The 13,240-nt window shown below is 49.0% G+C and carries 9 protein-coding genes; 8 read left to right on the top strand and 1 reads right to left on the bottom strand.

Annotation, left to right across the window (positions count from 1 at the left end):
- Positions 1–142 precede the first annotated feature (142 nt).
- Complete coding sequence (locus ABIE48_RS16805) at positions 143–1,033, bottom strand: AraC family transcriptional regulator (protein WP_192713847.1); 891 nt, start codon at positions 1,031–1,033, stop codon at positions 143–145.
- Positions 1,034–1,213: 180 nt separating this feature from the next.
- Between ABIE48_RS16805 and ABIE48_RS16800 the strand changes: the two genes are divergently transcribed.
- The 8 genes from ABIE48_RS16800 (at position 1,214) to ABIE48_RS16765 (ending at position 13,171) form a co-directional block, all read left to right on the top strand.
- Complete coding sequence (locus ABIE48_RS16800; protein ID WP_354520656.1) at positions 1,214–3,037, top strand: beta-L-arabinofuranosidase domain-containing protein; 1,824 nt, start codon at positions 1,214–1,216, stop codon at positions 3,035–3,037.
- A gap of 29 nt (positions 3,038–3,066) precedes the next feature.
- Positions 3,067–4,491 carry a family 43 glycosylhydrolase gene (locus tag ABIE48_RS16795; RefSeq protein ID WP_192715246.1) on the top strand — a complete coding sequence of 475 codons (1,425 nt, stop codon included), beginning with the start codon at positions 3,067–3,069 and terminating at the stop codon, positions 4,489–4,491.
- A 198-nt stretch (positions 4,492–4,689) separates the two neighbouring features.
- Positions 4,690–5,673: an ABC transporter permease gene (locus ABIE48_RS16790; RefSeq protein ID WP_192713849.1), complete on the top strand. Its 984-nt coding sequence runs from the start codon at positions 4,690–4,692 to the stop codon at positions 5,671–5,673.
- A gap of 15 nt (positions 5,674–5,688) precedes the next feature.
- The gene (locus ABIE48_RS16785; protein ID WP_260869122.1) at positions 5,689–6,576 is read left to right on the top strand and encodes a carbohydrate ABC transporter permease; all 888 of its coding nucleotides are present in this window, start codon (positions 5,689–5,691) and stop codon (positions 6,574–6,576) included.
- 63 nt (positions 6,577–6,639) lie between these two features.
- The gene (locus ABIE48_RS16780; protein ID WP_192713850.1) at positions 6,640–8,205 is read left to right on the top strand and encodes an extracellular solute-binding protein; all 1,566 of its coding nucleotides are present in this window, start codon (positions 6,640–6,642) and stop codon (positions 8,203–8,205) included.
- A gap of 102 nt (positions 8,206–8,307) precedes the next feature.
- Entirely contained in the window at positions 8,308–10,071 is a 1,764-nt protein-coding gene (locus ABIE48_RS16775) for a sensor histidine kinase (RefSeq protein WP_192713851.1), read from the top strand.
- The gene (locus tag ABIE48_RS16770) at positions 10,049–10,795 is read left to right on the top strand and encodes a response regulator transcription factor (protein ID WP_145018378.1); all 747 of its coding nucleotides are present in this window, start codon (positions 10,049–10,051) and stop codon (positions 10,793–10,795) included. Before ABIE48_RS16775 ends, ABIE48_RS16770 begins: the two co-directional genes overlap by 23 nt.
- A 90-nt stretch (positions 10,796–10,885) precedes the next feature.
- Entirely contained in the window at positions 10,886–13,171 is a 2,286-nt protein-coding gene (locus ABIE48_RS16765) for a glycoside hydrolase family 95 protein (RefSeq protein ID WP_192713852.1), read from the top strand.
- The last annotated feature ends 69 nt before the right edge of the window (positions 13,172–13,240 follow it).

Here is a 13,240-nt window from a genome sequence, read left to right as displayed (position 1 = left end):
CAGCAGATTTTCACTGTAAATTTAGACAAGCACATATCCTCTGAATAGCCGCATTATTGCGGCTTTTTGAAGTTCTCCTCATATTGTGCCGGCGCGGCGGCTAAGAACTCAAGGCTAATGTTGAAAAAAGCATCCTACTGTTCTACATTCCGGAATAATAGGATTTAAACTGTGAAGGCGTCATATTCATATAGAACCTGAACCACTTGGAAAAATAACTGACATGCTGATAGCCAGACTCCAGAGCAGCCTCAAGCACATTGTACGATCCTGTGCTCAGCAAGTTAGCAGCTTTGTTGATGCGGATAAAATTCAGAAATTCCATCGGCCGCATCCCGGTCTGCGTCTTGAAAAATTTGCAAAAATGGGAGCGACTGAGAGAAACTACGCCAGCCAACTGATCCAATGCTAGCTTTTCGTGAGAATGCTCTTCCATAAAAGCCAGCACTTTTTTAATTTGCTGGTTAAATTCGTTTCTGGTGTTGTTTCGCTGCTCCTCACTTTGTTCCATCATTCCGAACTGGCACATATCTGCAATCAGTTGAAGGAGAAGGCCCTTCAAGCTCAGCTCGTAAGCGGGTGAACGGTTTTCGTAACGAATAAGGATCTGTTTTATATAGCCCAACAATTCGGGAGGCGAGCCGCCTGAAACCGATAATAAGTCGGGAAGTCGGAGTTCCCCAAGCAGGATTGGCCCAAGGAACAGCTCCTGGATTCGATCCGCTTGGAGCGAAGACAACCAGGATAACTTAAATACGATCGAGTAATAGCATATCCCCATGTCTTGATTGTTAATTCCCGAATGGAGTTCGCCCGGGTGAACGACGAGCGCTTCTCCTTCACGGATAGCAAACTCCCGGCTTTCGATTCGGAATGTGGCCGTTCCCTTGGACAAATAAATGATTTCCATCTCATTATGCCAATGGACGGGCAGAATCGTGCGGACCCCGGCTTGATGCTCCACCTTGTATATATACAGAGGGAAGCCGGGAACCCCATGCAGCTTGTTTTCTCGGTACCGGTGCTCGTACATTTGGGCTCTCCTAAGAATCGTAATATAGTGACGATAGTACGTAATTAAATGCTAGATAATCCAAAAACAACAATAATATCATTATATTAAATCACATCCTTAGGGAAAGGAGTAGTGTTATCCATAAAAATCCGGGTCTCATACATTTATATGGTATGGATCATACTCGATGGAATAGAGGTGACCGGTTTGTTTACCAACTTTCGCCTTGATGAAGTGAGGTTGACAGACAGTTCCTTTGCATTTCGCAGACAACTTGTAAAAAAGTATATTGTTGAATTTGATATGAACCGGCTTTTGCACACGTTTAAAATGAATGCTGGGCTTCCGTCCTACGCGGAGCCTTTAGGCGGGTGGGAAAGCGAAGATTGCGGTCTCAGAGGACATTTCGTCGGGCATTATCTGTCCGCTTGTTCCAAATTCGCTTTTGCCGATCAGGATGACGGTCTGAAGTCAAAAGCTTACGAAATCGTGGAAATGATGGAGTTATGCGCTAAGCCTAACGGATATTTGAGCGCTTTCGAAGAGGAGAAGCTCGATACGCTCGAATTCGAGGAAAATCGAAATGTATGGGCGCCGTACTACACCCTGCACAAGATTATCCAGGGGTTGGTCGATTGCTATGCGTATCTCGGCAGTGAAAAAGCCCTGGCTCTTTCCGTAAACCTGGCCCACTACATTCACGGACGTTTTGAAAAGCTCTCCTTCTGGAAAATCGATGGGATTCTCCGTTGTACGAAGGTGAACCCTGTAAATGAGTACGGAGGGATCGGCGATACCCTGTACACCTTGTATGACATTACCGGCGATGCCAAAATACTTGAGCTGGCCCAACTCTTCGACAGGGATTATTTCCTGGATCATCTTGCAGACGGCAAGGATGTGCTTGAAAATCTGCACGCCAACACTCACTTGCCGATGATTATAGCGGCAATGCACCGGTTTGACCTTACGGGCGAGGAGAAATATCGAACAGCGGCCTTGAATTTTTATGATTACTTAAAGGGAAGAACTTTTGCCAATGGAAACAACAGCTCAAAGGCTACCCATTTTATCCAAGGCGGAGTTTCCGAAGAATCGGAGCACTGGGGAGGCTACGGACAACTGGCAGATGCACTGACCGGCGGCGAAAGTGAGAGTTGCTGCGCGCATAATACGGAAAGGATTCTGAAGCGGTTGTTTGAATGGTCCGGGGCGGTTGAGTATCTGGATCATATGGAATCGCTGAAATACAATGCGGTGTTGAATAGCGCCAGCGATGAAACGGGCCTTTCGCAATACCACCAGCCGATGGGCAGCTGCGCGACCAAAAAATTCAGCGATCCGTACGATTCCTTCTGGTGTTGTACCGCCTCAGGCATCGAGGCAATGAGCGAGCTGCAGAAGAATATCTGGTTTAAAAGCAGGGATGCTCTGTTGATGAATGCCTTTATTCCATCTGCTGTGGTTTGGAAAGAAAAGCATGTCACAATCACACAGCATACGGAATTCCCCGATGGGCTTACGTCCACGCTCGTGGTTGATGCAGCCGAACCGTCAGCTTTCAAACTAATGCTCAAGGAAAAAGCAGTCAAAGCTGTAAAAATCAATTCCGCTCCGATCGAGCTTCTCAGGGAAAACGGGTACGTCGGGATTCAACGTGTTTTTCAGGATCAGGATACGATCGAAATTGAAATAGAGGCTTCCCTGCATTTGGTTCCGCTCCAAGGTTCAGACCGTTTGGCGGCGGTGATGTTTGGCACCGTGTTACTGGCTCAGATCGGGCAAGGTTCGCTTTTGCAAGGGATGTCAAATGCAAATATCAACGAAAGATTCGTCAGGGCGGAAAAGAAGCAACTGGAGTTTGCCCTTGACGATGACCCGGTCAAACAAGCGAAATTCATACCGCTATTCAGAGTTGAGGAAGAAGCGTATTCCGTATATTTGGACTTAGAAGAGGATTCCAGCCTCAACCGCCGTTTTTCCTTTGCTAAAGATGGCAGCTCGGCGTATGAAGAAGCGTGAAGGCATATTTAAAGGAGTGAACGTTTATGATGAAAAAACAAGGGCTAAACCCCTATCTCCCATCGTGGGAATACATACCTGACGGAGAACCATACGTTTTTAACGACAGAGTTTATGTATTTGGCTCGCATGACCGCTTTAACGGACATGTGTTTTGTTTAAACGACTACGCTTGCTGGTCGGCACCCGTGAATGATCTAGGCGACTGGCGGTACGAGGGCGTGATCTACACCAAAACGGATGACCCGCTAAATCCTGATGGCAGGATGTGTCTTTATGCGCCGGACGTCACCGTCGGACCGGATGGTCGTTATTATCTTTATTATGTCCTGGATAAGGTTCCGGTTGTTTCAGTTGCCGTCAGCGATACACCTGCTGGAAGGTATGCATTTTACGGATATGTAAGGTACGCGGACGGTACACGCTTGGGCGAAAGAGAAGGAGACGAGCCCCAGTTTGATCCGGGTGTGTTGACAGAAGGGAATAAGACCTACTTATATACCGGCTTTTGTGCACCCAAGGATAAATCCAGACATGGCGCAATGGCCACGGTGCTTGGTGAAGATATGCTTACCATTGTGGAGGAACCTGTATTTGTCGCCCCAAGTGAACCTTACAGTACGGGAAGCGGGTTTGAAGGGCATGAATTTTTTGAGGCTCCCTCCATCCGTAAGAAGGGTGATACCTATTATCTTGTCTATTCATCTATTGTCATGCATGAATTATGTTATGCCACCAGTAAATTTCCGACAAAAGGCTTCATTTATCAGGGCGTCATCATAAGCAACAATGATCTTCACATCGATTCCTACAAACCGGCGGATAAACCGATGTATTATGGCGGTAATAACCATGGCAGCATTGTGGAAATTAACGAAAAATGGTTCATTTTTTATCATCGCCATACCAACGGTACGGCTTTTAGCCGGCAGGGCTGCATCGAACCGATCGTCATTCGGGAGGCTGGAACGATTCCTCAAGTGGAAATGACCTCTTGCGGTCCCAATGACGGCCCGCTTGTGGGTCGCGGTGAATACCACGCCTACTTGGCATGTAATCTGTTCTGTAAAGACGAAGAATTGTATACAGGCGGTTTCGGACGCTCAGGGGCATGGATGGACAGCCGTTTTGCGAATATCACGCAGGAGGGAAGAGACGGAGACGAAGAGATCGGATACATCGCGAACATGACAGACTCCGCTACTGCTGGTTTCAAGTATTTCGACTGCCAAGGAATCCGGAAGGTGAAAATCAAGGTGCGTGGTTATTGCCAGGGCAACTTTGAAATTAAAACGGCTTGGGACGGCCCGGCTCTCGGAAAAATACCCGTTAACTTCACGAATATATGGACGGAATATTCAACGGATCTCGTCATTCCGGATGGCATACAGGCTCTATATTTTACGTACACAGGCAGCGGAAGCGCGGATCTGGCTTCGTTTATTTTAGAGTAAGCCGCCCGCCCGGGAACCAGCTTCCCATAAAAAATACGCAAGCAGTTCCGAGCATTTTCCGGAACTGCTTTTTGGTTTGTATGATCTTTTAATGATAAATGGGGGCCGAGTATTAAAAAATGACAACGCTTTCTTAAGATTGTTGGCTTACGAGCAGATGGGTCAAGAGGATAGACTAGCAATAAAGGAGGAGCGCATATGGATTTGGATGCACAGTTTACGAGAACTGCGGATCATGGCAGTCAGCAGCACCAATTATGGAAGCGGTTCAAAAAGCAAAAAGTACTGCATGTATTTGTAGGGCTGGGTATGATCTTTCTGCTGATTTTCTCGTACACGCCGATGTTCGGTATTCTTATGGCGTTTAAAGACTACAGTATTTCAAATGGCATCAAGGGGATCTTTACCAGCGAGTGGGTCGGTTTGAAATATTTCGATGAATTCATCCATGATTATCAGTTTGCCAAGATTGTTCGCAACACGCTTGTTTTGAGCTTACTGAAGGTCATCTTTGCTTTTCCCGCTCCGATTCTGCTGGCGATCCTGTTAAACGAAGTCAAAAACATGGCGTTCAAACGATTCGTGCAGACGATCAGCTACCTGCCGCATTTTATTTCCTGGGTTGTTGTCGTCGGCGTATCCTACGCCTTCCTGTCCGCGGATGTTGGCATGGTAAACAGGGCCCTGGTCGAAGCAGGTTTTATTGACAAACCGCTCAACATTTTGACGAGTCCGAACTATTTCTGGGGACTTGCTGCCGGTAGTGCAATTTGGAAGGAAATGGGCTGGTGGACGATCATCTTCTTGGCTGCCATAACGGGAATTAATCCTTCGCTTTATGAAGCCGCTGAGATCGACGGGGCTGGGAGGCTGGCCCGCATCCGCCATATCACACTGCCGGGAATGAAGGGGACCATCGTCGTTGTGCTGGTTTTAACCATTGGCAGTATTCTCGGAGGCGGCCTGGTTGGCTCCAACTTCGAACAAGCCTACTTATACGGTAACAGTATCAACAATCCGACATCGGAAATTGTCCAGACGTACGCATTCAAGGTTGGTCTGAGTGACGGGCGATTTTCCTACGCGGCAGCAATCGATCTCATTCAGTCTGTTATCTCGGTCATTTTGATTTTTTCAAGTAACTTTATCGCCAAGCGGGTGTCGGGATCAAGCTTATTCTAAAAAGGAGGGCTGGTGGTGCTTAAGAGCCAAAGACAGAAGGATGTTATTTTTGATAGCTTTATTTACATCATGTTGTTTATATTGATGCTCATCATGCTGTATCCATTCTATTATGTATTCATCGCCTCGTTCAACAAAGGCTCCGATACGCTCCTGGGTGGCGTATATTTGTGGCCCCGAAACGTAACTCTGGAAAATTACAAAATTTTTCTGGAAGATCCGAAGTGGTATCGAGCCTTTTTGGTCACGGTTGCCCGGACGATTTCGGGTACGGCATTGGGACTGCTGCTGACAAGCCTGGTCGCTTACGCCCTTTCGCACCGTGATTTGTTGTTCAGCAAAACGTATTTTACGGTCATCATTTTCGCGATGTACTTTTCCGGCGGATTGATTCCTTATTATGTTGTGCTGCGCTCGATCGGATTGCTTAATTCATTTGCAGTGTACATCGTGCCGTCCATGCTCAACACGTTTTTCCTGCTCATTGCCATCTCGTTCTTCCGCGAAATCCCGGGCGAACTAAAAGAATCTGCGCATATCGACGGCGCTGGCGAACTCAAGATCTTTTTTCGGATCATCCTGCCGGTCTCGACGCCGGTACTCGCCACGATGGCGTTATTTATGGGTGTTGGCCAATGGAATTCATGGCTGGACTCCGCCTATTTCGTGCAATCGGAAAACTTGCGGACGCTTACCTTCCGGATGATGGAAGTGATCAACAAGAGCAACACGCCGCTGGATTCCATCGCTGTAGCAAACAGCGCCTCGGCTTCGGCCGGAGTGACGAGTTTCTCGCTGCAGGTGACGGCGATGGTTATCTCCATCGTGCCGATCATATGCGTATACCCGTTTTTGCAAAAATATTTTGTGCATGGAATTATGTTAGGATCTGTGAAAGGGTAAATCTTTGTTTCTATATTTAACCGCTTACATTAAAATACCAGTATATCCATTGGAGGGGTACACTTGAAAACAATCAAGAGCTATAAGTTGCTCGCTGCGGCACTGTCTGCGGTGCTTGCCTTTACAATGCTGTCCGCCTGCGGCGGCAACGGTAACGGCGAGGGCTCGGCCGCGAAGCAGGACGGTAATTCGTCGGCAGCATCAGGCGGCGTGAAGGAATTGTCGCTGTTTATCGATGAGCCATGGTATCCGGTTAAGGAATGGAAAGGCCCGGTAGCAGAGAAAATCACCGAAAAGACAGGTGTCAAGCTGAACGTAACTGTCGCAACGGACGATAAGCAGCTGCCGCTGATGATTGCCTCCGGAGATTTGCCGGACCTCGTCTTCACGAATGCTAACATTGATCGGATGTCGGATTCGAAGCTGTCCTATCCCTGGAATGAGCTGATCGAGAAATATGCCCCGGATTTCAAAATCGATAAAACGAGAATTGCGATCCATACGATGGACGACGGCAACTTCTATACGGTGCGAAATTCCTTCGCGACGCAAGAGGAGATGGCTCAAAGTAAATATTCGATTGGCAGCGACGGCAATCCCGGCCTTGCCGTCCGGGAAGATATTCTGAAGGAACTCGGCAATCCGCCGATCCAATCGCTGGACGATTTCGTAAAGGTTTTAGGCATGGTCAAGAAGAAGCATCCCGATATGGTCCCACTGGTCCTGGATAAGAATTGGATTGAGCAGTACTTTATGCAGCAGTTCGGCACGGAAGCTCTCATCGACGGCTGGTATGAGCGAGACGGAAAAGTCGATTATGCGATCAGACAGCCGAAGATGTTGGAGTATTTCAAGTTTATGAACAGCTTATATCGCAATGGATTCATTCTCGCGGAAAATTTTGCTTTTGCGAATGACCAGATTGACGATCAATACGTGACAAGCGGCAAAGCCTTTGCTCACGGTTATACCGTTTCCGCGGCGGAAGCGGACAACAATAAAATCAAGAGTAACGGGGGCGCCTTTACGCTGAAAATGCTTCCGAGCGCTTTGTCGAAGGATGCCAAAGCCGTGAGTACGGGCCTGGGATTTGCCGGTACGTTCATCACGAAGAAAAATAAGGATCCGGAAGCATCCATCAAGTTTATTCAGTACCTGGCAAGCGACGAAGGCAAAAAACTGACCATGTTTGGTGTCGAAGGCGAACATTGGACATGGAATGAAGCGGGTTATCCAAATCTGAAATACGATCCGTCCGATGCCGATTTCGTTAACGGCAATGGAATAAAATGGTGGTACCTGTATAATGATGGGGTCACCGAAGGCATGCTGTCCTATGTTCCGGGAACGCAGAAGACACAGGCTTTAATGGAGACTAAGGCTATTACGACTTACAAGCCGGCGATCGGTCTTATTCAAACGCAGCCGGATTCCAAAGAAAGAACGCTCAAGACCAAGATCGACGAGATGATCAAGAATGAGAAGGTCAAGATTTACCTGGCGAAATCCGAAGAAGAGGCGGTTGCCAACTACGAGAACATGGTGAAGACCGCCGAGAGTATGGGCTTGCAGGAGCTTGTAGATTGGGCAAATGAGACATACCAGAAGAAGAAAAGTTTGTTTGAGTAACACGATGCCATTAAACCGGTAGGGACGTAAAATCTCTACCGGATTTTGCTTGCTCATGGTACGTTTAGTAGAAATAAACCGGCAGCGGGGGGATTCAAGACCGTGAGTATCGTGCGCAAAATTATTATCGGATATATTTTCTTTGTCTTTATCCCGGTCGTTACGTTTGGATATTACTACTACGTACAAATATACGGCAATCTGACCCAGCAATTCGTAGAAAGCCGGCAAAAGATCCTGGAGCAGGCCAAGGCAAATATGAAAGCGGATCTGACCCGCATCGAATCCGTCCATCGCTTGCTGCAATATAACCCGTATGTCACGGACTACCTGGGCGGAGTTTATGGATCCGACGCTGACAGCATTTATGCCTACAACCGTTATATCAGTCCGATCATGACACAGTCGCTATTTGCCAATCCGGAAATCGAGTCGCTTCGAATCTATAAAACCAAGAAACAAGCGCTTCGAATTACCGACCGGTTTCTCGATATGTCATCTCTTGATGCACAGGGCAAGAAGATAGCAAGTTCATTAAAACCCGGTCAAGGAGGATGGATTGTCCAAGGTCCGGAAGCTCAGGAACCGCGGCTTGCTTTTTATCAGAACATTTATAACCCTGAGTTTACCGAAATTGTCGGGCTTCTAGAGCTGCGCATTGGCGGCAGTCTGATGCAGAAATTTTACAAGGCTATCGGCATAGAAGGTGATTGGGAAGCGATCCTGTTACCGTTTGGTGAGAAGGCAACTGAGGACACGGCTTCCGGAGTGGATGAGGAGACGCTCAAACTGCTCGGCGGAAGTGACAATAAGCCCTATTTCATTAACCGGAAAACGATCGTGAATCAGCTCTCCTTTGAGGAGCTTGGGGTCAGAGTTGTTGTGATTGGAAAGGTAGACGTCGTGTTTCACGCGATCAAGCGCAAGGAGATGATTCTGATCTCAACCGTCATCGTTTTTTTGGCGGCATTGTCGCTAGCGTATTATGTACTCGCTTCCACAATCACCAAGCGCATTCTTCGCCTGGCTAGACACATGCGTAACCTGGACGACAACAATATGAGACCGTACATCAGCAAGCACGACAGTCCGAACCGTCAGGATGAGATTGGCTTTCTGATCATGACTTACAATTCGATGATTCAGCGGATGGACGAATTGATTAACAATGTCCACCGGGCCGAGCTGCGAAATAAAGAAGCGGCCTATAAAGTGCTTCAGGCTCAAATCAAACCGCATTTTCTTTATAATACGCTCGAAACGATCAGAATGCTGGCCGAGTCCAATAACGATAAGGAGGTAGCCGATATTTCCTTTTGGTTCGGGAAGCTGATGCGTTACAGCTTGTCCTCCAAGGAGGATCATACGGTTCTCGCCCAGGAAATCGAGACGGTCATCTTCTATCTTAAGATTCACAAGATGCGGCTCCGAAACAGACTGAGCTACGAGCTGGACATCGATGTGGATGCAGATCGGATCGATTGTCCCCGGTTCATGCTCCAGCCCTTGATCGAGAACAGCATCGTCCACGGAGCTGCAGCAACACTTCGGCCCGTCCATATCAGGCTGCGTGCGTATGAAACGGCTGACGAAGTTCGGATCTCCATATCTGACAGTGGGGCAGGCATGCCGGAGGACAAGATGTCAAGGCTCCGTACACTGCTCATGGGGGATAGTGACAAGTATTCCAGCAGAGAGACCGAGGGCGGTGGTGTTGGCCTGATTAACGTCAGCGAACGGGTGAAGTCCTTTTTCGGCGGTGCTTCACGGCTGGTTCTTGATAGTGAGCAGGGACTAGGAACATGTCTCACAATCATCATAACGAAAGGGGCGGCGGTTAACGATGAAACTATTGATTGTAGATGATGAGCCGATTATTCTTGAGGGATTAGTCAAGGTCATCAAGGACGCGGCTCCGCTCGGTACTGAGGTGCGAGAGGCAGGCAACGCTTTTGAGGCTCTTGAAGTCATGAAGGGTTTTATGCCGGATGTCACGGTGACGGATCTTCATATGCCGGAAAAAAACGGTTTCGAGTTGATGGAGGAGGCGAAAGGGAACGGACTGTGTAAGCGGTTTATTATTCTGACTGGCTATGACGAATTTGAATACGTAAGAAGAGCACTGCGCAGCGGTGTCGTGGATTATTTACTTAAACCGCTGGACAAAGACGAAATTGCTAAGCTGCTGGCACTTATCGATGAAGAGCTGCCTTCCGAAGCCGATTCCGACTGTGAACGGCACACGAAACGTATTCTTGCTTATACGCAAACGAATTTTATGAACGATCTTTCCTTGGATCACCTTGCCGATTTGATGAACCTTCATCCGAATTACATCAGCAGCCTGTTCAAGAAGGTGACAGGAGACACGTTTGTTAATTATTTGAACGCATTTCGGATCAAGGAAGCGCAGAAATTGCTGAGGACGCATCGGCATCTTTCCGTAAGCGAGGTCGGTCGGCGGGCGGGGTTTGAAAATAAACATTATTTCACCAAAGTTTTCAAAAAGTATACAGGGATCACACCGGGTGCCTACCGCGAAACAGATGATTTGGATAATATAGAGGTGGATTCTAAGGAAAGTTGCTAAACTGGGAGATGACTCATAGTCATTAAACCGTTGATTGAACTGGATTGAACACACCATTTTTTCGCCTGTGAGGCGGATTGGAGGAAAAGCATGACGAATATGAATCCCACTGAGACCGTGGAACAGAAACAGCGATTATGGTACCTCAAGCCTGCCGCAGAGTGGAACGAGGCACTGCCGATTGGGAACGGCCGGCTCGGCGCCATGATCTTTGGTGGAATAACCGAGGAGAAGCTGCAGCTGAACGAAGATTCTGTATGGTATGGCGGTCCGCGTGATCGCAATAACGAAGACGCCCTGCCGCATCTGCAGGAAATCCGCAAACTGATTATGGAGGGACGCCTGAAGGAGGCGGAGGCACTTGCGGGGATGACGATGGCGGGGCTGCCCGAATCGCAGAGGCACTACTTGCCGCTCGGCGATCTTCTGATTTCGTTCGATCATCATGAGAAGGCCGGGGATTACGAAAGGGAGCTGGATTTGGAACGCGGCGTTTCCCGGGTCAGCTACCGGATCGGAGATATCCAGTATATCCGTGAGCTGTTTGTCAGTTACCCGGATCAGGCGATCATGATGCGGATTTCCGCTGACAAAAAGGGGGCGCTTTCCTTAAAGGCAAGGTTTAACCGCCGAAACTGGAGATACATGGAGAAGACAGAAAAATGGGGACAGCAGGGACTTGTAATGCAAGGGGAATGCGGCGGCAAAGGAGGCAGCTCGTTCTGCGCCATCGTGAAGGCGCTTCCAGAAGGCGGAGTGTGCAAGACCATAGGCGAATATTTATTGGTTGAAAATGCGGATGCGGTTACGCTGCTGCTTGCCGCGGGTACCACCTTCCGGCATCCCGATCCGGTGCTTTACTGCAAACGACAGTTAGAGGAATTGAGCCAGGTTTCTTATGCCGAGCTGCTTGCCCGACATGTGAAGGATTACTTTGAATTGTTCGGGCGGGTTACCCTGAGGCTGCCGGAAAGCCCAGGCAAAAACGCGCTGCCGACCGATGAAAGACTGAAGCGGTTCCGGGAGGGCGAAGAGGATAATGGGCTGCTAGAAACGTATTTTCAATTTGGCCGATACTTGCTTATTTCCTCCAGCCGGCCGGGTTCCCTGCCTGCGAACCTTCAAGGGATCTGGAACGATAGCTTTACTCCGCCTTGGGACAGTAAATTCACGATCAATATTAACACGCAGATGAACTACTGGCCGGCGGAAAACTGCAATCTGTCCGAATGCCATGAGCCATTGTTCGATTTGATCGAAAGGATGCGTGAGCCCGGGCGGGTCACGGCCAGCGTCATGTATGGCTGCCGGGGATTCACGGCGCATCACAATACGGATATTTGGGCGGATACGGCGCCGCAGGACACATATCTTCCGGCATCATTCTGGCCAATGGGCGCTGCCTGGCTGTGCCTTCATTTGTGGGAGCATTATCGCTTCAGCCAGGATCGTTATTTTCTAGCGCGTGCCTATGAGACGATGAAAGAGGCAGCGTTGTTCCTGCTCGATTATTTAATCGAGGACAACGAGGGACGCCTGATGACTTGTCCGTCTGTCTCCCCGGAGAACAGCTACAGACTGCCCAATGGCGAAACAGGAGTTCTCTGCGCAGGGGCCACCATGGATTTTCAGATTATCGAAGCGCTGTTTGACGCTTGCATCCGCAGCGGGGAAATCATTGAAAGAGATGAGGCGTTCCGAGAGGAGCTCGCTGCCGCCTTGAAGCGGCTGCCCAAACCGCAAATCGGCAAACATGGACAAATTCAGGAGTGGATGGAGGATTACGAGGAGGTGGAGCCGGGACACCGCCATATCTCCCATCTATTCGGGCTTTATCCGGGCGAAGGCATTAACGTGGATTCCACACCGGAGCTGGCTGCAGCGGCTCGTACGACGTTGGAGCGCAGGCTGGCTAATGGCGGCGGACACACCGGCTGGAGCCGGGCGTGGATCATCAACTTCTGGGCCCGGCTGCTGGATGCGGACAAAGCCTATGAAAATGTAAGAGCGATGCTCCGTCATTCTACGCTGCCTAACCTGTTCGACAATCATCCGCCGTTCCAGATCGATGGCAATTTCGGCGGCACGGCGGGCATAGCCGAGATGCTGCTGCAAAGCCACGCCGGTTTGATCCGGCTGCTGCCCGCTTTGCCTGACAGCTGGAGCGACGGGGAAGTCAGAGGGCTGAGGGCCCGAGGCGGCTTCACCGTGAATTTCACCTGGACGAAGGGCCAGGTTACTGAATCGGTCGTAACCTGCGCGGTTTCCGGTCCATGCCGTCTGGAAGCACCTGGTCTTGATCCCGTTTCGTTTGAGGGAGAAGCCGGCCGTTCCTACACGTTCACCAAACGATTGAGTAATGAAGTAACACATTAATTGCTTGTGACTGTTTGAAAACTTATGACCGGATCATAGAGGAAGCCGATTATAGGATATCGTTAATGA

Source organism: Paenibacillus sp. OAE614 (assembly GCF_040546645.1).
Lineage (GTDB): Bacteria > Bacillota > Bacilli > Paenibacillales > Paenibacillaceae > Paenibacillus_AQ > Paenibacillus_AQ favisporus.
Note: the sequence above shows the minus strand (reverse complement) of the source record. Positions and strands in the feature narration are given on the sequence as shown.